General features: G+C 75.1%; 16 protein-coding genes. 11 read left to right on the top strand and 5 right to left on the bottom strand.

Annotated features, from left to right (window positions below; translation table 11 throughout):
* Window positions 1-1,788, top strand: coding sequence for an acyl-CoA dehydrogenase family protein (locus tag AOQ37_RS21580; RefSeq protein ID WP_234436975.1), 1,788 nt, complete (start codon window positions 1-3; stop codon window positions 1,786-1,788).
* A 118-nt stretch (window positions 1,789-1,906) separates the two neighbouring features.
* Here AOQ37_RS21580 and AOQ37_RS21585 read toward each other — a convergent pair whose 3' ends face one another.
* Window positions 1,907-2,488, bottom strand: a complete 582-nt coding sequence (locus AOQ37_RS21585; RefSeq protein ID WP_062646237.1) for an Rv1733c family protein — start codon at window positions 2,486-2,488, stop codon at window positions 1,907-1,909.
* Window positions 2,489-2,700: 212 nt separating this feature from the next.
* Between AOQ37_RS21585 and AOQ37_RS21590 the strand changes: the two genes are divergently transcribed.
* The 4 genes from AOQ37_RS21590 to AOQ37_RS21605 all read left to right on the top strand — a co-directional run bounded on the left by AOQ37_RS21590 (window position 2,701) and on the right by AOQ37_RS21605 (window position 6,754).
* Window positions 2,701-3,852: a WD40/YVTN/BNR-like repeat-containing protein gene (locus AOQ37_RS21590; RefSeq protein ID WP_062646238.1), complete on the top strand. Its 1,152-nt coding sequence runs from the start codon at window positions 2,701-2,703 to the stop codon at window positions 3,850-3,852.
* A gap of 81 nt (window positions 3,853-3,933) precedes the next feature.
* Entirely contained in the window at window positions 3,934-4,611 is a 678-nt protein-coding gene (locus tag AOQ37_RS21595; protein ID WP_062646239.1) for a uracil-DNA glycosylase, read from the top strand.
* Window positions 4,608-5,642 (top strand): N-acetylglucosamine kinase, encoded by a 1,035-nt coding sequence (locus AOQ37_RS21600; RefSeq protein WP_078890299.1) that lies wholly within the window; start codon window positions 4,608-4,610, stop codon window positions 5,640-5,642. The genes AOQ37_RS21595 and AOQ37_RS21600 overlap by 4 nt, the downstream gene beginning before the upstream one ends.
* Before the next feature lie 188 nt (window positions 5,643-5,830).
* Window positions 5,831-6,754: a sirohydrochlorin chelatase gene (locus AOQ37_RS21605; RefSeq protein ID WP_078890300.1), complete on the top strand. Its 924-nt coding sequence runs from the start codon at window positions 5,831-5,833 to the stop codon at window positions 6,752-6,754.
* A gap of 191 nt (window positions 6,755-6,945) precedes the next feature.
* Here the strand turns inward: AOQ37_RS21605 and AOQ37_RS21610 are convergent, their stop codons facing one another.
* Together AOQ37_RS21610 and AOQ37_RS21615 are read right to left on the bottom strand one after the other, a co-directional pair.
* A complete protein-coding gene (locus AOQ37_RS21610) occupies window positions 6,946-7,986 on the bottom strand; it encodes a lactonase family protein (RefSeq protein WP_062646241.1) in 1,041 nt (346 codons plus the stop codon).
* Between the two features lie 407 nt (window positions 7,987-8,393).
* Window positions 8,394-9,905, bottom strand: coding sequence for an FUSC family protein (locus AOQ37_RS21615; RefSeq protein ID WP_062646242.1), 1,512 nt, complete (start codon window positions 9,903-9,905; stop codon window positions 8,394-8,396).
* A 267-nt stretch (window positions 9,906-10,172) separates the two neighbouring features.
* On the opposite strand from AOQ37_RS21615, the gene AOQ37_RS21620 reads away from it, so the two are divergent.
* Complete coding sequence (locus AOQ37_RS21620; RefSeq protein ID WP_062646243.1) at window positions 10,173-10,649, top strand: Lrp/AsnC family transcriptional regulator; 477 nt, start codon at window positions 10,173-10,175, stop codon at window positions 10,647-10,649.
* Window positions 10,650-10,813: 164 nt separating this feature from the next.
* Here AOQ37_RS21620 and AOQ37_RS21625 read toward each other — a convergent pair whose 3' ends face one another.
* Window positions 10,814-11,641, bottom strand: coding sequence for a LysR family substrate-binding domain-containing protein (locus AOQ37_RS21625; protein ID WP_062646244.1), 828 nt, complete (start codon window positions 11,639-11,641; stop codon window positions 10,814-10,816).
* A gap of 58 nt (window positions 11,642-11,699) precedes the next feature.
* Here AOQ37_RS21625 and AOQ37_RS21630 point away from each other — a divergent pair, with 58 nt between their 5' ends.
* A complete protein-coding gene (locus tag AOQ37_RS21630) occupies window positions 11,700-12,086 on the top strand; it encodes a DUF5997 family protein (protein ID WP_062646245.1) in 387 nt (128 codons plus the stop codon).
* 6 nt (window positions 12,087-12,092) lie between these two features.
* On the opposite strand, the gene AOQ37_RS21635 is transcribed toward AOQ37_RS21630, so the two are convergent.
* On the bottom strand, window positions 12,093-13,022 hold the full coding sequence (locus AOQ37_RS21635) for an EamA family transporter (RefSeq protein WP_234436976.1): 930 nt from the start codon (window positions 13,020-13,022) through the stop codon (window positions 12,093-12,095).
* Window positions 13,023-13,090: 68 nt separating this feature from the next.
* On the opposite strand from AOQ37_RS21635, the gene AOQ37_RS21640 reads away from it, so the two are divergent.
* From AOQ37_RS21640 to AOQ37_RS21655, 4 genes are all read left to right on the top strand, one after another.
* On the top strand, window positions 13,091-13,966 hold the full coding sequence (locus AOQ37_RS21640) for a LysR family transcriptional regulator (protein WP_062646247.1): 876 nt from the start codon (window positions 13,091-13,093) through the stop codon (window positions 13,964-13,966).
* A gap of 86 nt (window positions 13,967-14,052) precedes the next feature.
* Window positions 14,053-14,442: a cold-shock protein gene (locus AOQ37_RS21645; protein ID WP_028806173.1), complete on the top strand. Its 390-nt coding sequence runs from the start codon at window positions 14,053-14,055 to the stop codon at window positions 14,440-14,442.
* Between the two features lie 260 nt (window positions 14,443-14,702).
* The gene (locus AOQ37_RS21650; RefSeq protein WP_062646248.1) at window positions 14,703-15,557 is read left to right on the top strand and encodes a DUF4132 domain-containing protein; all 855 of its coding nucleotides are present in this window, start codon (window positions 14,703-14,705) and stop codon (window positions 15,555-15,557) included.
* Window positions 15,554-20,554 carry a hypothetical protein gene (locus AOQ37_RS21655; RefSeq protein ID WP_062646249.1) on the top strand — a complete coding sequence of 1,667 codons (5,001 nt, stop codon included), beginning with the start codon at window positions 15,554-15,556 and terminating at the stop codon, window positions 20,552-20,554. The genes AOQ37_RS21650 and AOQ37_RS21655 overlap by 4 nt, the downstream gene beginning before the upstream one ends.
* Window positions 20,555-20,563 lie beyond the last annotated feature (9 nt).

Below are 20,563 nucleotides of genomic sequence, written 5' to 3' on the forward strand. Positions count from 1 at the left end.
ATGGCCCAGATACTCACCCAGGCACAGGCACAGGCACAGGCAGAGGCACAGGCACAGGTCCCGGCGCCGGATCAGGCACAGGTCCAGGCGCCGGTGCGAGCGCCGAACCGGACGCCGGCGCAGCCGAGGTCGGCGCCGCCCGTCTCGTCGTTCGCCACGCACGAGGTCACCAACCAGCCTCCGCCGCTGGCCCCGTACGACGCCTCCGACGACCTGGCCCTGCTGGAGGGGCTGCGGCGGGAGGGCGCGGGGTGGGCGGAACCGGACGTCCGCCGGATCGGTCTGCTGGCGGGCGGCGTCGAGGCGCAGGAATGGGGCGAGCTGGCCAACCGGCACGAGCCCGTCCTGCGCACCCACGACCGGTACGGCCACCGGGTCGACGAGGTCGACTTCCATCCCGGCTGGCACGAGCTGATGCGGGTCGCGGTCGCGGAGGGGCTGGCCGGCGCGCCCTGGGCGGACGACCGGCCGGGCGCCCATGTGGCGCGCACGGCGGGCGGTCTCGCCTGGGGGCACACGGAGGCCGGGCACGGCTGCCCCACGTCGATGACCTACGCGGCCGTCCCCGCGCTGCGCCACCAGCCGGAACTCGCCGCCGTCTACGAGCCGCTGCTGACCAGCCGGGAGTACGACCCGGGGCTGCGGGTGCCGACGCAGAAGCGCGGGCTGCTCGCGGGCATGGGGATGACCGAGAAGCAGGGCGGTTCCGACGTCCGGACCAACACGACGGCGGCCCGGCCCACGGCGGAGCCCGGTGTGTACACGCTGCGCGGGCACAAGTGGTTCACGTCGGCGCCGATGTGCGACGTCTTCCTGGTGCTGGCGCAGGCGCCCGGCGGGCTCTCGTGCTTCCTGGTGCCGCGCGTGCTGCCCGACGGCACCCGCAACACGTTCCGCGTCCAGCGGTTGAAGGACAAGCTGGGCAACCGCTCCAACGCGTCCTCCGAGCCCGAGTTCGACGGGACCGTGGCGTGGCTGGTGGGGCCCGAGGGGCAGGGCGTCAAGACCATCATCGAGATGGTCAACTGCACCCGCCTGGACTGCGTGATGATGTCGGCGACGCTGATGCGCAAGACGCTCGTCGAGGCGGGACATCACGTGCGGCACCGCAGCGCGTTCGGGGCGCGGCTGCTGGACCAGCCGCTGATGCGCAACGTGCTGGCCGACCTGGCGCTGGAGTCGGAGGCGGCCACCACGCTCACCCTGCGGCTGGCCGGGGCGGCCGACCGGGCGCTGCGCGGGGACGACGACCGAGGGACCGAGCGGGCCTTCCGCCGGATCGCCACCGCCGTCGGCAAGTACTGGGTGACCAAACGCGGGCCGGCCTTCACCGCGGAGGCCCTGGAGTGCCTGGGCGGCAACGGTTACGTGGAGGACTCCGGTATGCCCCGCCACTACCGCGAGGCGCCCCTGCTGTCCATCTGGGAGGGCTCGGGCAACGTCAACGCCCTCGACGTACTGCGGGCGTTGACCCGCGAACCGGCGACCGCGGACGCCCTGTTCGGCGAACTCGACCTGGCGCGAGGGGCGGACGCCCGGCTCGACGCCGCCGTCTCGCGGCTGCGGACGGGACTGGGCCGGACGACGCAGGCCGGCGCCCGGCGGCTGGTGGAGCAGATGGCGCTCACCCTCCAGGCCTCGCTCCTGGTCCGGCACGCCCCGGCCGCCGTCGCCGACGCGTTCTGCGCGACCCGGCTGGGCGGCGACTGGGGGTACGCCTTCGGTACGCTCCCGGACGGCGCCGATCTCGACGGGATCCTGGAGCGGAGCCTTCCCGGCACCGGCTGAGGTTCCCGAATCGACCGCGGGCCGCACGGTGGTACCGGTGCCGCCCGCCCGGCCGTCGGTGTCCGACCCGGGCTGGTCGCCGGCGTCCGACCGGGCTGGTCGCCGGTCTCGGGTCGGGTCAGCCCGTCGGGCGGCCCCAGAGCGCGTCGAAGCGGGCCCAGTCGGTGTCCCACTGCTCCACCCGCCGGCGTTCCAGGCGGCCCCGCAGCACCCGGCCGCCCGCGAGGGGGAGGGCGGCCGCGGCGACTCCCGCGAGACCGCCGACGAGCGAGGCGCGCAGTCTGGCCTGGGCCGCGGAGGCCGGTTTCGTCACCAGGCGGCCCCGCGGGTCCGTCCACACCGTGACGGGGGTGCCCGCGGCGCTGCCGGGGCCGACCCTGACCTGGCCGTTGTGCACGGAGCCGTCCGGACCGGTCCAGCCGACTCTCGCCCACACCCGGTCACCGGCGGACGATCCGTTCACGGCGGCTCTGCCCGGGGCCCGTTCGGTCAGGTGCCCCAGCAGGGGCCGCCACTCGACGCGTTCGCGCGCCAGCCCGTGCTCGACGGACCCCGCGGTCGCCCACCCCGCCAGCACCCCGACGAGGACGGTCAGCGCCCAGACGCCGAGCACGACCCAGGCCTCCACCGTGTCGGCGCGACGCTTGAGCGGGTTGCGCCGCCAGCGCCACAGCCACACCTTCGGACCACGGAACGCCATCGAAGGCTTCCTCCTCATGAGCGCATGAACATCCCGGCCGCCCTCCCATACGGGGCCGGCGGCCCCGATGCTCAGGCCGCTTCCCCCGTCCCGACGGTCCCACGGGCCCGGCGCCCGCGCGGGCGTCCCCGCGAGAATGGCCGATCTCTTGCGCTCCGGGCCACCGTCGCCGCTGTGACCTGCGGCGACGGCGTTTCCGGAGGTGACTGTCAGTGGCGGGGTGCAGACTGGCCGGTGTCTGGGACAAAGACGTCAAGGACACCGCGGAGGTGATCGACATGACCGAGACACTGCTCGCCGTGGGCACGCGCAAGGGTCTGTTCATCGGGCGACGGCGCAGTGGCGCATGGGAGTTCGACGAATCCCCCTACTTCAACGCACAGGCGATCTACTCGGTCGCCATCGACACCCGCGGCGACCGCCCGCGGTTGCTGGCCGGCGGCGACAGCGCGCACTGGGGCCCGTCGGTGTTCCACTCCGACGACCTCGGCCGGACGTGGACCGAACCGGCCTCGCCCGCCGTGCGGTTCCCGCAGGACACGGACGCCTCGCTGGAGCGGGTCTGGCAGTTGCATCCGGCGGCCGCCGAGCCCGACGTGGTGTACGCGGGCACGGAACCGGCCGCGCTGTACCGCTCGCGCGACCGGGGCGAGAGCTTCGAGCTGGTCCGCCCGCTGTGGGAGCACCCCACCCGCTCGAAATGGGTTCCGGGCGGGGGCGGGGAGGGCCTGCACACGGTCCTCACCGACCGCCGCGACCCCCGTTCGGTGACGGTGGCCGTGTCGACGGCCGGGGTGTTCCGCACGAGTGACGGCGGCGCGAGCTGGGCTCCGGCCAACTCCGGTGTCTCCGCGGTGTTCCTGCCGGATCCGAACCCCGAGTTCGGCCAGTGCGTGCACAAGGTGGCGCGGGACGCGGCGGACCCGGACCGCCTCTACCTCCAGAACCACTGGGGGGTCTACCGCAGCGACGACAAGGGCGGGCAGTGGACCGACATCGGCGCGGGCCTGCCCTCCACCTTCGGCTTCGCCGTCGCCGCGCACCAGACGCGCGGGGACACGGCGTACGTGTTCCCGATCAACGCCGACGCGGACCGGGTGCCCGCCGACCACCGGTGCCGGGTCTTCCGCACGTCGGACGCGGGCCGGAGCTGGGAGCCGCTCACTGCGGGCCTGCCGCAGGAGGACCACTACGGCACGGTGCTGCGCGACGCGCTCTGCACGGACGACGGGGACCCGGCGGGCGTGTACTTCGGCAACCGCAACGGCGAGGTGTTCGCCTCGGCCGACGACGGCGACAGCTGGCGGCAGTTGGCCTCGCACCTGCCGGACGTCCTGTGCGTACGGGCCGCGGTGGTGGGATGAGCCGACCCGTGCGCGAGGTCCGGCCGTCCGGCCTCGGCCTCCGGTTGATCAACGCCATGTGTACGGCAGTAGGGTGACGCCGTGGCACCACGACCCTTGCATGAAATCGTCGAACCGGGCTGGGCCGAGGCCCTCGCACCCGTCGCCGGGAAGATCGCCGAGATGGGCGACTTCCTGCGCGCGGAGATCGCCGCGGGACGCACCTATCTCCCTGCCGGACAGAACGTCCTGCGGGCCTTCCAGCAACCGTTCGACGACGTCCGCGTCCTGATCGTCGGACAGGACCCGTATCCGACGCCCGGGCACGCGGTGGGTCTGTCGTTCTCGGTCGCTCCGGAGGTCCGTCCGCTGCCCGGCAGCCTGATCAACATATACCGGGAGCTGAACACCGACCTGGGCCTGTCCCAGCCGTCCAGCGGCGATCTGACGCCGTGGACGCGGCAGGGGGTGCTGCTGCTCAACAGGGCGCTCACCACGGCCCCGCGCAAGCCGGCGGCGCATCGCGGGAAGGGCTGGGAGGAGGTCACCGAGCAGGCGATACGGGCGCTGGCGGCGCGCGGGAAGCCCCTGGTGTCCATCCTGTGGGGGCGGGACGCACGCAACCTGCGTCCGCTGCTCGGGGACCTGCCCTCGGTGGAGTCCGCGCACCCCTCCCCCATGTCGGCGGACCGCGGGTTCTTCGGCTCGCGGCCGTTCAGCAGGGCGAACGACCTGCTGGTCCGGCAGGGAGGTCAGCCGGTGGACTGGCGCCTGCCGTGACCGTCCGCGCCGGTCCGGGCGACGGGGCCGGGACGGGGACCGGCAGCGCGGGCGGCTCCGACGGGGGCATCCTCGCCGTGGACTCGGGCGGTTCCGGTCTCCGGGTCGCGCTCGGGACCGCCGAACGCGGTGCCCTCGCCCGGCGCTCCTCCCGGGTACCCGTACGCACCGGCGCGCGAGGCATCGACCCGCAGCACCTGATGGCCCTACTGGCGCCGCTGGTCCAGGAGTTGTCGGCGGAGACCGGTGTCCTCCGGCCCGCCACGGCGGTGGTCGGCGCGGCGGGCCTGGGCACTCTGGGCGACGCGCTGCGCGCCGAGCTCCCGGGCGCCCTGGCACGGGAGTTCGGCGTCCGGACGACCGCGCTCGCCGCCGACGCCGTCACCGCCTATGTCGGCGCGCTCGGACTCCGGCCGGGCGCCGTGGTGGCCGGGGGCACGGGCCTGATCGCGATCGGCACGGACCTGACGGCCTGGCAGCGGGCGGACGGCTGGGGCCACCTGCTGGGCGACTGCGGCGGCGGTGCGTGGATCGGGCGGGCCGGTCTGGAAGCCGCCCTGCGCGCCCACGACGGCCGCCCCGGCGGGTCGGCCGCGCTGCTGGCCCGGGCCGAGGCGCGGTTCGGGCCGATGACCGGGCTGCCGGGTCTGCTGTACCCGCGCCCCGACCGCCCTGCCGTCCTCGCCTCCTTCGCGCCGGAGGTGGCCACCTGCGCGAAGGACGACCCGATCGCCGCCGGAGTGCTGCGCGACGCGGCCCGGCACATCGCCGAGTCGGCCGCCGCCGTCTGCCCGGCGGGCGGTGCGTCCCGGATCGCCCTCACCGGCGGTCTGGTCAAGCTGGGCGATCCCCTCCTGGTCCCGCTGGAGGGGGAACTCGCGCGGCTGCTGCCGCGCGCCCCGCGGGTGCCCGCCGAGGGCGATCCGCTGGACGGCGCCGTACGCATCGCCACCGGACTGGCGACCGGCACGCTCGCGCCGCCGAGCCAGGAGGGGCTCTTCTCGGTGGAGGGCCCGGCGCATCCCGTCTGATGCATCGTGCGTAGGGAACGTACGTCATGCCCCATAAGGGGGATTACCGCCTTCGAGGGCAAGTCACCCGGAAAACACGCTGATCACTTCTGATCCGTACGTAACTCATCCGACAAAACCGGACGGATACCGCTCACGTGCACCCTCCCCGAACAGGGGAGCCCAGGAAGCCAGTAACATGCGTCGCCATGAGCTCCCCCACTGGGCCCGCGTCCGGCCTGCCAGTACGAATGCCGCGGCCTCGCCAGCCCGGGCGGCACCGCCGACCCGAGCCGCTGGCGGCTCCCGAGGGCGCGCCCGCGCTCGTCCTCGCGGTGCCTGGTCCGCCGAGCGCCGCCACCCGCGGCCTCGCCGAGGAGATCGTGAGCATCGCCCGCTCCGAGCTGCCCGGCCTCGACGCCCGTATCGGTTACCTGGACGGGGACGACACAGATTTCCCCACCCTGCGGTCCGTTCTCGCGCAGGCCGCCGAGGAACGCACCGCGCGCTTCGAGCAGGCCCGTGCCGCCGGACTGGACGTCAAGGAGCCCGACGGCCCGGTGGGTGTCGTCGTGCCCCTGCTGGCCGGCCCCGACGGCGCGCTGCTGCGCCAGGTCCGCCAGGCCGTCATGGAGAGCCGGATCGCGGCCGAGCTGACCGATGTGCTCGGCCCGCACCCGCTGCTCGCCGAGGCCCTGCACGTGCGGCTGTCCGAGGCCGGTCTGGCCCGCGCCGACCGCGCCCGGCTGTTCACCGTGGCGACGGCCGCGGACGGCATCATCCTCGCCTCCGTGGGCGGCGAGGAGGCCGTGCAGGCCGCCGGGATCACCGGCATGCTGCTCGCCGCGCGCCTCGCCGTGCCGGTGATGGCCGCGGCTCTCGACCAGGAGGGTTCCATCGCCTCCGTCGCCGAGCAGCTGCGTTCGTCCGGCTCCCAGCAGCTGGCGCTGGCGCCCTACCTGATCGGCCCGGAGATCGACGCCACGCTGATCGAGGAGGCCGCCCGGGAAGCCGGCTGCGCCGCCGCCGAGGCGCTCGGCCCGTACCCGGCCATCGGCAAGCTCGCGCTGGCCAAGTACACGACCGCCCTCGGTATCGCCCCGCCGCAGCCCCAGGGCGCGCCGGTCCGCTGAACCCCGCACGGACGCCGTACGAACGAAGGGCCCGCTCCGGGTGTGGAGCGGGCCCTTCGCGTCGGCACGGCGGTCCGGCGCGAGGCCGGCACCGGTGGCACGCGACACCGAGCGGTGCGGTCCCGGGGTACGCGCCGGGCCATGGGCCCGTGGCGGGGTACGGGGCTCGAAGTACGCGCCCGGGGCGCGGGTCAGCCGAGGACCACGCAGGAGGCGGCGGGGACCGGGACGGAACCGCCGCGCCGGGGCAGGCCGGTCGCCGGGTCCAGGGAGAACCAGGTCACGTCGCCCGAGCGTTCGTTCGCCACATACAGGAAACCGCCGGCCTCGGCGACGGCCCGCGGCCAGTGTCCGGCGCAGGGCACCGTCCCGACCAGCCGCAGCGCCTCCCCCGCGCCCTCCACGGCGAACACGGAGAGCACGTCCTCGCCGCGCGTGGCGGTCCAGACGAACCGGCCGTCGGGCGAGACGACGAGACCGGACGGGTAGGCGTCCCCGGCCGGGGCGCCGGGCAGCACGGCGGCCTCGGACAACGGCTTCAACGAGCCGTCCGAGGCGTCCCAGCGGCAGACGGTGACCGTCGGGGTGAGTTCGTTGACCACGTAGGCGTAGCCGCCGCCCGGGTGGAAGGCCAGGTGGCGCGGCCCCGAGCCGGGCCGCAGCGCGTGCTCCCCGTGCAGGACGGGAGTGCCGTCGCGCAGGGCGCACACCCGCACGGAATCCGTCCCGAGGTCCACGCTCACCACCCACCGCCCGCTCGGGTCGGGCTGCACCTGGTGGGCGTGCGGCCCCTGCTGGCGTCGTGTGTGCGGGCCCGAGCCGGTGTGCCGCAGGACGCCGGAGGCGACACGGGCGAGGCTGCCGTCGGCGCGCACCGGGACGGCGGAGACGCTGCCGGAGCCGTAATTGGCGGTGAGTACGTGTCCGTCGAACACGCTGAGGTGCGTGGGGCCGCTGCCGCCGACCGGCACGGGCGGTCCGGTCTGCTCCGGCGCGTCGCCCGTCACCCGGTACGCGGCGACCGCGCCGTCCGCCGTCTCGCTGACCGCGTACAGCGTGTCCCCGGTGGCCGACAGCGCCAGGTACGAGGGGTCGGGGACGCCGTTGACGCTGCCCAGGACGGTGAGCGCACCGCTGACCGGGTCCACCGCGGCGGCCACGATCCCGGGCCCTCCAGCCGCCGTGAACGAGCCGATGAACGCCCGCCGTCGCCTTCCGCCGAGGTCTGCCACCGCTGTCCCCTCCCGGGTCGCCGCTGCCGCTCTGACGCTGCTGCTCGGGGTGACGGTAGCAGTCGATCACCAGCGGTCTAGACCAGGCGCGCACACCCGCCCGGTCACCGGGCCCGCCCGGCGGCACGGCGACAGCCCCGGCGGGCGAGACCGACCCTCGGGCCGGGAAGGCCGACGGCGCCCGGCCGAGGGGGCCGACGTGAACGACCGCGGGGGACGTCGCGGACGGTCGGGGGCCGTCGTGGACGGTCGGCCCCGTCGGGGGCGGCCGGGGTTCGGCGCCGTCGTGGCCGGGGCCGACGTGAACGACCGCGGGGCCGTCGCGGACGGTAGGCGCCGTCACGGACGGCCGGGGTTCGGCGCCGTCGCGGACGGTCGGGGCTGCGGAGTCGGCGATCCGGGTGCGTTCAGGCGCCGATTCGGATCCGGGACGCGCCGCGCAGGGGTACCGCGAGTTCGAGAAGGGCCTGCTCCAGGGCGTGGAGGTGGGCCAGCATCGGCTCGGCCGTGGGGCCGGGCGGCGCGGCGGCGGTTTCGGCGGGACGGGGCCGTGCGTCGGCCGGTGACGTGGTGAGCGCCTCGACCGCGGCCTCCACCCGCCAGCAGGCGGCGACGAGGCGGGCGTCGTGCGAGGCCTCGGGGTCGGCGGCGACCGAGGCCAGTCCGCGCACCTCACGGGCGCAGTCGTCGAGCAGCTCCAGCACGTGCCGGGCCCGGCCCCTGCGGGCCCGCAGGGGGCTGAGCGGATGCACCAGCGGGGCCAGGGACAACCGGACCCGGGCGAGGATCTGCTCCAGTTCGGCCACCCGCCGGGCCGGGTCCGCCACCGCGGAACCCGCGAGCCGGGCAGCCGCCTCGGCGGTGCAGAGGTGCACGCAGCGCAGCGCGCGTTCGACCCAGGCGTCGGTGACGGAGTGCGTGGTCACCGGGAGCACCAGCAGCACCGCGAGCACGGCTCCCAGCGCCCCGACGGCCGTCTCGGTCACCCGCAGGGCGAGCAGCGCCGGGTCGAGCAGCCCGAGCAGCCCGTAGAGCGCGCTCGCCATGACGGTGACCGCGAGCATCATCCAGGTGTACGACACGGCGGCGGAGTAGAAGATCCCGAAGACGCCCACCGCGACGACCACTGCGGTCGCCACCGGCTGCCCGTGCAGGGGCAGGGCGACGACCAGTCCGAGCACGATCCCGAGGACGGTCCCGAGGAACCGCCGGAACCCGCGCACGAGGGTCTCGCCGCGCGAGGTGGTGTTCACGAACACCCACCAGGTGGCACCAACGGCCCAGTACCACCGCTGGTCCGACAGGGCCTGCCCGACGACGAGGGCGAGCCCGGCGCCGACGGTCGCCTGCACCGCCTGCCGCGTGGTGATCCGCGCCAGCCCCGTGCCACCGGCCGGCGGGGCGAGGGCGGCGGGGGCCGGCAGCCGTCGCTCGTAGGGCCACACCCCGAACCGCACGGCGGAGGACGCCGCTATGGACAGCAGGACGGCCGCGCAGAGCTCGGGCAACTGACCGGGGACGGTGTGCAGGAACTGGGCGGCGAAGAAGGTCATGAACGCGAACACTCCGAGCGCGTGCCCGCGCGGCCCCCAGCGCCGTGCGTACACCCCGGCCCCGACCACGGCGAGAAAGGCCGCGTCGCGGGCGACGGGCACCTCGTGCAGCAGGGCCGCGAGAGTGAGCACCGGCAGCCCGACGACCGGCAGCAGGGCGGTCGTCACGGCCTGGCCCCGAACCGTCGCGTCCGTCACCGTGAACAGCGCGAGCAGCGCGGCCAGGCCACCGGTGATGGCGGCCACCAGCGAATGCCCGGCGGCCCCGCACAGCGCGACGGCGAGCCCGATGCCGAGTACCGCCCGGGAGGCGAACCGCAGTCGCACCCGTCCGGGATCCGGTGCCACGAACGCCCTCTTCAGCAAGCTGCCCCGCCCTTTCCCCACCCTGACGCACCGCGGACGCACCGCGACATGAGAAAGGCGCCGCGGGGGTCCGCAGCGCCATCGACTCCGCCATTTGAGCATCCGGGTGGCTGGTGGTTCAACAGGGCTCGGATCGACTGGGCCATTGGCTCATCAAAGATGCCATTGACGTGCCATCCGCCTGCCAACGGCACACTTTCGCGGCCGGGCGGCTTCGGCCGTTGATACAGTCGGCGCCGATCACGAACGCGCGAGGAGGTCCGCCGGATGGCCGTGGACGAACTGGACACCCGCATCCTGCGCCTGCTGCTCGAACAGCCGCGGACGAGCGTGCGGGAGTACGCCCGGCTTCTCGGTGTCGCCCGCGGCACCCTCCAGGCCCGTCTCGACCGGCTGGAGCGGGACGGCGTGATCACCGGCGCGGCGCCGTCGCTCTCCCCCGCCGCCCTGGGCCACCCGGTGCTCGCGTTCGTGCACATCGAGGTCACCCAGGGGCACCTCGACGACGTGGGCGACGCGCTGGCCGCCGTGCCGGAGATCGTCGAGGCGTTCTCCATCACCGGCGGCGGCGATCTCGTCACCCGGGTCGTGGCGCGCGACAACGCCCACCTGGAGGACGTGATCCAGAAGCTGATCAGTCTGCCGGGCGTGGTCCGCACCCGCACCGAGGTCGCGCTGCGCGAGCGCGTGCCGTACCGGCTGCTGCCGCTGGTGGAGTCGGTCGGGCGAGCGGCCTCCAAGTAGCGCCGGGTTCCGCGACGTTCCGGCCCGTGAGGGCCGTCGACGCTCCGCCCCCGGTGACGCGTACCGCGCGCGGGGCGACCTCCGCGCCCTGAGGGGCGGGCGGACGCCACGGGCCGGCGACTGCGCGGGCGGACGCCACGGCCGGCGGTTGCGGGGGGCGGACGCTACGGTCGGCGGCGGGGCTTGCCGCCGCCGGTGCCGCGCCGACCGCCGCCGCTCTTCGCGGCACCGCCCTTCGCCGCACCGCCCTTGGCGACCCCGCCCTTGGTGCCGCCGCTGCGGCCGCGCGCGCCGCCGGCGGTGCCCTTGCCCGCACCGGCGCCCGCCTGCGGCTTGCGACGCTCGCGCTCGCCCTTGCGCTCCGCCGCCGGTGCCTGCGCAGCACGGCCCCGCGTGCTGTTCACGGTGCGGCCGCGGACGATGCCGATGAAGTCCTCGACCAGCTCGGTGGTCGCGTCCTCGGGCCAGGCGAGGGCGACATCCGACTGCGGGGCGTCGACGACCGTCCGGTAGGTGAGGTCCTTGCGGTGGTGGAGGCGGGCCAGGGACTGGGGCACGACCAGCACGCCGATGTTCGCGGCGACCAGCTCGACCGCGTCCTCGGTGGTCGCGGGGCGCTCGAAGGCGGCCTCGCCGGGCGGTTCCTCCCAGCCGATGACGTCGTCCAGCGGGTGGAGGACCACCTCGTCGGCGAGGTCGGCCACCGTGACCTCCTCGGCCGCGGTGATCACATGGTCCCTGGGGACCACGACGACGGTGGTCTCGGTGTACAGGGGGATCGCGCTGAACACCGTACGGTCGACCGGAAGGCGGACGAAGGCGGCGTCCGCGGTGCCACCGCGCAGGACGTCGGAGGCCTCCGCCGGGGTCACCTGGAGGAGGCTGAGAGGGGTGTCGGGCAGGCGCTCCGCCCAGATCCGCACCCACTTGGCGGGCGTCACTCCGGGGACGTAGGCGAGCCGGAACGAGGAGGAGTCCGCCGAGTCGGTCATCCCGCCAGGTTACCGGCTGTGGTCGGGGGTCTCCGCCGTGGCCGATACCCTTGACCGTATGAAGTCGCAGCAGAACACCCAGACGATGAAGCCCGCCACCGCGGCGAAGAAGCTGGGTGTGCACCTCCCCGCCACGCCCGCCGAGTTCCAGGAGGGCGTCGTCTCGCGCGCCGAACTGAACGAGCTCCAGGCGAACCCGCCCCAGTGGCTGCTCGAGCTGCGCGAGACCGGCCCGCACCCCCGTCCGGTGGTCGCGGCCAAGCTGGGCGTCTCCATCGCGGGCCTGGCCCGCGGCGGAGTGACCGAGGCGCTCACCACCGAGCAGATCGAGGCCGTCAAGGACGCCCGTCCCGAGTGGCTGGAGAAGGAGCGCGCCACGCAGGCCGAGGTCCGCAAGGAGACCGTCCGCATCAAGAAGCGCAACGCGGAGCGCGCCCGGTCCTGACCCCGGTCAGCGGCGCGGCACCAGCATGCTGAGGGCGTTGGCGCCGACGACCGCGGCGATCGCCGACCAGTCGACCGGGCCGATCCCCTGCCCTAGCCCGAAGCGGCCGACCAGCGCGGCGAGCACCGGGTTGACGCTCATGAACAGGCCGAACGCGGCGGCGGGCACCTGCCGCAGCGTGAACAGATCGGCGAGGTAGGGCACCGCGGAGGACAGCACCCCGGCGGCCACCGCGAAGCCGACGGACTGCCCGGTCGGCGGGTGGCGCAGCACCAGGACCACGCCGACCGGCAGGAACAGCACGGCGGAGACGGCAGCGGCGGCGGCCGCTCCCTGGGCGCCGGGGACTCGTCTGCCGACCGTGCGGTTGAGCAGGATGTACGACGCCCAGCAGACGGCGGCCAGCAGGCCGAGCCCCATCCCCGCGTAGTCGGCGGAGGGCCGCGGACGCATCAGGGCGACCGCGCCCGCAGCCGCTGCCAGCGCGCAGCAGACGTCGATCCGGCGGCGCGTGGCGGCCAGCGCGACGCTCAGCGGCCCGAGGAACTCCAGGGTCACCGCGAGACCGAGGCCGATGCGGTCGATGGCCGTGTAGAGCGACAGGTTCATCGTGCCGAACACCAGCGCCAGCAGCAGGACCGGGCCCCACTGCGCCCGGGTGAAGGAGCGCAGCCGGGGACGGCCCACGGCCAGCAGGACGAGCGCGGCCACGTACTGACGTATCGCGACGACCCCCGCGGGGCCGAGCACGGGGAAGGCGAGGGAGCCGATCGCGGCGCCGGTCTGGTTGGACAGACCGCTGCCGACCATGGTGGCCACCCCGGCGAGCCGCCGCGCGCCACGGGGCTCGGGTGCCGCAACGGCAGCGGGCAGGGCGGCGGTGACCGCCGCGGGGACGGTCGACGAGGGCGTGGGTACGGACGACGCTGCTGGCATACCGGGATCGTCCTCCCGGACATTCCTTGCGCAAAATGCATGACGCGCTCCATCTATACGATGAAGTCATGGACAGACGTGGTGCTGGGCCGGGCGTGGAGCTGCGGCAGCTGCGGTGTCTGGTCGCGATCATCGACGAGGGCGGCTTCACGGACGCCGCGGCCGTGCTCGGGGTCTCCCAGGCGGCGGTGTCCCGGACCCTTGCCTCGCTCGAACAGGCGCTGGGCGTAAGGCTGTTGAGGCGCACCTCCCGAGTGGTGTCGCCGACCGCGACCGGGCTGCGGGTGGCGGCGCACGCGCGCCGGGTGCTCGGCGAGGTGGACGCCCTGGTGCAGGACGCGACCTCCGGACACACCCGGCTGCGGATCGGCTACGCCTGGTCGGCGCTCGGCCGCCACACCCTCGCCTTCCAGCGTCAGTGGACGGCGCAGCGCCCTGAGACGGAGCTCCAGCTGGTCCGGGTGAACTCCCCGAGCGCGGGCCTCGCGGAGGGTGCCTGCGACATGGCGGTGGTGCGCAGGCACCTGGAGGACCGGCGGTTCGACGCGGCGATCGTCGGCCTGGAACGCCGCCTGTGCGCGCTGGCCGCCGACGATCCACTGGCCCGGCGCCGCTCGGTGCGGCTGGCCGACCTCGGCGGACGCACCCTCCTGATCGACCGCCGCACCGGCACCACCACCCCCGAGCTGTGGCCGCCCGACGCGCGTCCCGCCACGGAGGAGACCCACGACGTCGACGACTGGCTGACGGTGATCGCCACCGGCCGCGGGGTCGGGATGACCGCCGAGGCGACCGCCAACCAGTACCCGCGGCCCGGCGTCGTCTACCGGCCGGTGCGCGACGCCGAGCCGGTCGCCGTCCGTCTGGTGTGGTGGCGCGACGACCCGCACCCCGCGACCCAGGCCGTGGTCGAGCTGCTCACCACGCTGTATCGCGCGCCGTGAATCCCGGCTCGCCCGTGGCGCGCCGCTTTGACTACGATCTGGGCAGGTTCACCGACGAGGGTGTTTCGAGGTTGCTGGGGGTTGGGATGGTTGCTGGTCGTGTGGTGCGGTTCGACAGTCAGCGGGGCTACGGCTTCATCGCCCCCGACGACGGCGGGGAGGACGTCTTCCTGCACGTCAACGACATGCTGATGCCCGAGTCGCAGGTGCGCCGGGGCATCGTGGTGGAGTTCGAGATCGAGGACGGCGAGCGCGGTCCGAAGGCGTCCGACGTACGGCTCGCGCGGGGCGCGGACGGCAAGCCCCTGGCCGCCGACGACGACGTGCTGTGCGATGTGCTGAGCACGGAGGAGTTCACCCGGGACGTGACCGAGGCGCTGCTGACGGCGGCGCCCTCGCTCACCGGTGAGCAGATCGTCCAGGTGCGGGCCGGGCTGGCGCAGTTCGCGAAGAACCACGGCTGGGTCGAGGGCTGACACCCCTGGCCGGCCGGGGCGGGCGTGGTCCCGGGCGGGACACCCCTGGCCGGCCGGGGCGGGCGTGGTCCCGGGCGGGACACCCCTGGCCGGCCGGGGCGGGCGTGGTCCCGGGCGCGGCCCCGCTACAGGGCGCTGAACCAGGGTTCCGTCCTGCCGGCCCCCGGCCTGCCGCCCCTGCCTTCGCCCTCCGGATCCCGTTGTCAGTGGCCTGATCTACAGTTCCCGACACTTGATCACTGCGGGTGCGGGAGGCACGCATGGGGTGGGTGTCGGCCGGCGACTACGAAGTCGCCCTCGATGACGGCAAAGTGGTGTGCCGCAACGCGGCGGGGCGGCGGTTGAAGTCCGTGCCGCCCAAGATCGCCGACGAACCGGCGGTGGTGGGCCTGCGCCAGCTCACCGAGTGGCTGGAACGGCACGAACGCCAGTGCCTGGCGGACGTGGAGCGGTGGATGGTGCGCTCGCTGCCGGTGCCGTTCGCCGTCGTCGCCCAGGTGTGGCCCGACCCCGCCTGGCAGGCGGCCCTGCGCGACCTCGTGGTCACCGGGGCCGACGGCGAGGTGGCCGGGTTCCTGCGGGACGCCGACTCCGAGCGCGGACTCGGTCTGGTCGACCTCGACGGCGACACCGTCCGCATCACGCCCGACCTGGTCCGCCTCCCGCACCCCGTACTCCTCGACGACCTGGAGGAACTGCGGGAGTTCGCCGTCGAACTCGGCGTCGAGCAGCGCGCCCAGCAGCTGTTCCGCGAGGTCTGGCGGCGTCCCGCGACGCTCGACGCGGAGGGCACCGCGGTCGAGGAATACGCGGGCGGCGTGTTCAAGGAACAGCGGTTCCTGCACGGCCGGGTCACCCAGCTCGGCTACCGGGTGCGCGGCGGCCACGCCGTCACCTCCGTCCTCGAGGAGAACCGCACCGTCGAGGCCCGGGTGTGGGTCGGCGACTACGAGGGATACGAGCAGGCCGAGACCGGGCCCCTGCTGTTCACCGACCCGGCCGGCCGGGTGCTGAAGCTCGGCGCGATCGGGCCGGTGGCCTGGTCCGAGGGCATGCGCATGGCGTCCGCGCTGTACGCCGGGCGGGACATCGAGGACGAGGAGCGGGCGGCATGACGACCTACGACGAGACCACCGCCGGCGCGCTGCTCGAGGCGGGCGCGGTGCTGCCTCCGGGCAGCACCGCCCGCGAGGACGCCGACACGCTCACCGCCCGCACGTACACCCACCCCGCGCTGGACGACCGGCAGATCGTGCGGCTCGTACCGGGCACCCTGGGCGAGGCCGAGGACCTGGCGCTGGACTTCCTCGGCCTGGTCCGGGACGCGGAGACCCCCGAGGTCGGCCAGGTGCGCCGGGAGACACTCGGATTCCCCGCCTGGGCGCTGGTCAACGACCCGGCCAACGGCCACCACGCGCTGGCGCTGGTCAAGGACGTCGAGCGGCTCGCACGGCAGGCCAAGTCCCGCCCCGGCAACGCCAAGGACGGTTTCGAGGCGCTCGGCACCCGGCTCGGCCGGGCGGTGCCGCACTTCCTGCCCACCTTCTACGAGCAGGCCGCCCGCGTCTTCCTCCAGCACGAGAACACGACGTACGCCTCCGCCTTCTTCGGCAAGGCCCGGGAGGCCGAGCGGGTGCACGCGCTCACGGTGGACGAGGAGCGGCAGCGGGCCGTGTTCCTGGAGTTCGCGTTCGCCGGGGCACTCACCGTCAAGGCGCTCAAGGAGCACGTCAAGGCCCTCGCCGCGCGGCTCGACGCGGCCGAGGCCTGGGCGCAGTTCCGGCAGTTGACGGTGGAGCGCTGCGCGGCCGGGATGCCGCCGTACGCGTCGCTCCCGCAGGACGCGCGCGGGCTGATCAAGGCCGCCGGTCTCGACCGGGTCGCCGAGGAGTGCGCCCTCGTCGCCGATCTGCTCTCCTCGCCCGCCGCGGTGCGGGCCCCCGCCTCCTTCTGGAACGCCTACCGGGGAACCCTCGCCGTCCTCTCCGAGCAGCGGCCGGAGGTGCGCGAGCGGCTGCTGGAGATCATGCCGGCCGGATTGGGGCGCTCCGTCGAGGACGACGAGTTCTGGCTGGCGCTGCTCGTGGAGTGCGGGGCGGACCAGCTCCTCACCGGCGCGGTGGCGGCCGACGCGGACCCGGCGGACTGGCTCGGCCGGTGGGCCCTGCACCGCAAGCACGGCGGCAACGTCAGCGGCCGTTCCCCGGCCACTCTCGCCCTGGTGGAGCGGATGGCGCCGCGGCTGCGTGAGCTGGGCCGTCCCGTCGATCTGTGCTCGGGCCGCTGGCACGCCGGCGCCGATCTCGACCTGCTCGACCTGTGCGCGGCCCACGGCGTGCCGCTGACGCTGCCCGGCCCCGACCAGGTCGTGTACCTGTCCGTGGACCGGTGGCTCCGCGAGTCGGTCCCCGGCCGGCGCGACCTGACCGCGATCGCGGCGGACCCGCGCCTGCGCCGCCTGCTGTACGCCGACATCGGCACCCTGAGCGGCCACCGCCCCGCCCCGGAGGTGCTGGCGGAACTGGCCGCCCACCCGGTGCTCAGCGCGGTGCTGCGCGAGTGGCTGGACGACGCGGCCGGGGAACTGGCGCGCGCGGTCGGCCTGCCCGCCGCCCGGGCGGCCCTGGAGCGGCTGCGGCCCTTCCGCACGGTGGCCGCCCGGGTCAGCCCGGCGGCCGTCGCCGTGGTCGCCGCGCACGCGGTCGCGCCGCTGCTCGGGCACACCCTGCGGGCCGGCCTGCTGGACGAGCTCGGCTGGCCCGCGCTGGACGAGGCGCTGGGCCGGCTCGACACCGAGACCAAGCGCGACCGCGACGACACCCTGAGCGTCAGCGAGGCCTGGCCCGCGCTGATCCTCGCCCGCGCGCACAAGGTGATCGTCGTCGGTCCCGAGGAGATCCTGCTCGAGCACGACCTGCGGCTGCCCGTGACGCTGGACCGCTGGCAGCGCCCGAGCTACCGCTACACCGACGGCGAACTCCTCGTCATGTGGCGGCAGGACGGCAAGCAGCTCGGCTACTGGTCGGCCCGCCCCGCCGACGTCTTCCCTCTCGGCGGCGAGCAACTGCCGCACTGGTACGGAGGAAACGACGCGGGCGACCCCTCGATCCCGCTCCCGGCGGGCGGCCGCGCCACCGGCGGGCGCACGCTGCACGCCGGTGACACCGTCGTGCCGCCGAGCCGCCGCATCCTCGGCGACGGCAGCTCCTACTGGCGTCAGGGCAGGCAGGGCCGGCAGCAGGTGTGGCTGGAGTACGACCCGGCCACCGGCACCCACGGGCGTGCCTCGCTGCCCGCCTTCCTGTCGTCCGGTATCCGGGAGGACGCGACGCTGCTCCAGCAGCACTGCGAGGTGCTGCCGCTCCAACCCGGCTTGGAGGGAAGCCCGTTCGGCACGGACGGCACCGTGCTCGGCCGCTGGGTGCGCGTCGAGGGTGAGGGCGCCGAGGCCCGCACGGTCGCCGGCACCCCGGACGGCCGGACCGTCACCCTGCCGTGGGCCGACGGGCGGGCGCCCGGCGTCCTGCTCGGCGCGCTGCGGCTGCCGGGCGGGGCCGAGCCCGTGGCCGTCGCTCTGCACCGCCAGATCGCCCTCTACGCGGGGGGCGACCCCTCCGCCGCCGAGGAACTGGGCCGGGTCACCCCGATGGAACGCGGCGGCGAGTTCGCCGCCGGCACCAGGTTCGTGCCGCCGGTCGACTTCTGGCACGCGCTCCGCCCGCGCGACGAGCGCGCGTCGGGGGTGCTGCGTGCCCTGACCGACGAGCAGGCCGCCGGCCTGCTGGAGACCGCGAAGGAGGCGCTGACGCGACGGCAGGCGAAGCTGGCGGCGGCCAAGGTCGTCGACGGGACCTCGGAGAGCGCGGCCCTCGTGCCGTCCGCCGACGAGGCGGTCCGGGAGACCGTCTCGCGCTGTCTTCCCGCACTCGGCGACGAGCGCCTCGTGCGGGGTGTCGCCGCGCTGGTGCGCGCGGTCCTGCGGCTCGCGGAGTCGACCGCCGCCTTCGTGGCGCCGCCGGTCGAGCGGCCCCAGGCCGAGCGGCGCCGGATCGACGGCATGTTCGCCGACCTCGTGCCCGAGCACGGCGACGACGCGACGCTGCGCGAGGCCACCACCGGGATCACCGAGATGCACGGATGGTGGGGCAGCGAAACCCGCTGGAGCACCCTGCGCCAGGTCCGCGCGGTGAACCACGTGCTGTCCGGGAAGCCGGCCGACGGCAAGCCCTTGGCCGAGGCCTCCCGGTCCACCGGAACCGCCGACGGATGGCGCAGCGACGAGTTCACCCTGCCGGGTATCGGACTCGTGTGGACGCCGGTGCTCGACGTGCTGCGCCCGCTCGCGTACCGCGCCGCCTCCGCCACGGTGACCGAGGCGCACCGCGAGGCGCTGCTGCTGCTGTGCGAGGCGATCGCGGACGGTCCGCTGGCGGCGCCCGGGGCCGCCCTGCGCGAGGTCGTGCTGAGCGAGCCGCACGACAAGCAGGAGCGCGCCGGCCAGGTGCTGCGCCGGGACGGCCGTACCGTCGTCGTCCTCGGCTGCCGGAACCTGGACCGGCAGGCGGGACGGGTGCACTGGCTCGCCCTGGACCACGATCCGGCCGGTACCTTCGGCGCGATCGCCCACTTCACACTGGAGCGGGAGACCGCGCACCCGGCGGTGTTCCCCGCCGACGCGCTGAGCGCTCTCACCGGGCTCGTCCGGGACAAGGGCCCGGCTCCCTGGCAGCCGGAGGCGCCGGCCGCCCTCGCCGCCGCGACCCGCGGCCGGCTGGGCGTCATGCAGGCGGCGCTGCTGCTCGCCGGCCAGCCGAAGCAGCTCACCGCCGAGGTGATCGCCGCGACCGGCCTGAAGCCGCGTCAGAAGGAGCTGGCCGACGCCCTGCTGTCCTCGGTCGGCGGCGGCGACCGGGCGGCCCTCGTCGGCGCGCTGCTGCCCGCGAACCCCGGTGACCTGTGGACGGCCGGCCCGGACACGGAGGCCGCGGGCGGGGTGTGGAGGGAGCGGCTCGGCGAGGTCGTCCGGCTGCCCGAGGACCTCGCCGGTGAACTGTCGCTCGGCGGTCTGTCCACCGGCTCCGCCGAGGACGTCCTCAACCCGGGACGGACCCCCTGGATCAGCCGCACCACCGTCCAGCGGCCGGACAAGGACGGCAACCTGGTCGCTGCCGACCCGGCGGCGCTGCCCGGCCGGCAGCACCTGACGGGTGCCGTCGCCGCTCTGGCGGGCCTCGCCTACTCCCTGCCGTACGGGCACCCGCTGCGGGCCCTGCTGCCGGAGAGCCTGGCGGCCCTGCGCCGCCGTGTCGCCGACCGGGGCCTGTTGCTGGACCTGGACGTGGCCTGGACGGAGAAGGGCTCCTCGTCCGCCGTCGAACTGCGCAAGGCGTACGGGCTGCCCGCCACCGGCGGCGCCGACGCCCACGGTCTGACGCCCGTGGGCGAGGCGCTGGTGCTGCGCCCCTGGTACGGCGACCAGGAGACCGTCCTGGTCCGGCCCGGCGCGCTCGGCGCTCCCGACGACCCGGTGTTCGGGCTCCTGGACGGGCTGGTCGGACCGGGGCGGGGCGAGGGCATGCGGGCCCTGCGGACCCTGCTCGACGACGAGCTGGCCCGCGCGGTGGCGGCCGGGGTCGATCCCGAGGGACCCTCGGGGCACGCCCAGGACCCGGCCTTCAGCGTGCCCGGTCTGGTCGCCGAGGTCGCCGCGCGGCACGGCCTCGGCGAGGACGCGGCGGCGCTCTACCTCCAGTTGCTGGCGCTCCCGGACCCGACGGACCGCAACTGCGCCCGCTGGACCGGCTGGAAGCCCGCCCGGATGAAGAAGGCCCGCGCCGAACTCGCGGCGAGCGCACTCGTCGTCGAGGCCAAGCGGGCGCGCGCCGGACGCACCCTGTTCCTGCCGTGCGGCTGGCTGGACCTGTCCGCCCCCGCGCTGCCGGTGGAGATCTGGAAGGAGGGCCTCTACCCGGTCCGCGCCTACGGGCGCGTGGTCCCGCTGGTACCGGTGCCCGAACTCTTCGCGCGCGCCTGGGAGCGCGTCCGCTCCGGCGACGCCCCGGCCTACGAGCAGCTCACCACCCGCGCCACCCGTAAGGGCCGCCGCCGATGACCACCGTCC

Source organism: Streptomyces maremycinicus, from assembly GCF_001184025.1.
Taxonomy (GTDB): domain Bacteria; phylum Actinomycetota; class Actinomycetes; order Streptomycetales; family Streptomycetaceae; genus Streptomyces; species Streptomyces maremycinicus.

Excerpts from the sequence above, each read along its gene's own strand:
- AOQ37_RS21580 (WP_234436975.1), top strand. The coding sequence starts at position 1 with ATGGCCCAGATACTCACCCAGGCACAGGCACAGGCACAGGCAGAGGCA.
- AOQ37_RS21585 (WP_062646237.1), bottom strand. The coding sequence starts at position 2,488 with ATGGCGTTCCGTGGTCCGAAGGTGTGGCTGTGGCGCTGGCGGCGCAAC.
- AOQ37_RS21605 (WP_078890300.1), top strand. The coding sequence starts at position 5,831 with ATGAGCTCCCCCACTGGGCCCGCGTCCGGCCTGCCAGTACGAATGCCG.
- AOQ37_RS21620 (WP_062646243.1), top strand. The coding sequence starts at position 10,173 with ATGGCCGTGGACGAACTGGACACCCGCATCCTGCGCCTGCTGCTCGAA.
- AOQ37_RS21625 (WP_062646244.1), bottom strand. The coding sequence starts at position 11,641 with ATGACCGACTCGGCGGACTCCTCCTCGTTCCGGCTCGCCTACGTCCCC.
- AOQ37_RS21630 (WP_062646245.1), top strand. The coding sequence starts at position 11,700 with ATGAAGTCGCAGCAGAACACCCAGACGATGAAGCCCGCCACCGCGGCG.
- AOQ37_RS21635 (WP_234436976.1), bottom strand. The coding sequence starts at position 13,022 with ATGCCAGCAGCGTCGTCCGTACCCACGCCCTCGTCGACCGTCCCCGCG.
- AOQ37_RS21640 (WP_062646247.1), top strand. The coding sequence starts at position 13,091 with ATGGACAGACGTGGTGCTGGGCCGGGCGTGGAGCTGCGGCAGCTGCGG.
- AOQ37_RS21645 (WP_028806173.1), top strand. The coding sequence starts at position 14,053 with ATGGTTGCTGGTCGTGTGGTGCGGTTCGACAGTCAGCGGGGCTACGGC.
- AOQ37_RS21650 (WP_062646248.1), top strand. The coding sequence starts at position 14,703 with ATGGGGTGGGTGTCGGCCGGCGACTACGAAGTCGCCCTCGATGACGGC.
- AOQ37_RS21655 (WP_062646249.1), top strand. The coding sequence starts at position 15,554 with ATGACGACCTACGACGAGACCACCGCCGGCGCGCTGCTCGAGGCGGGC.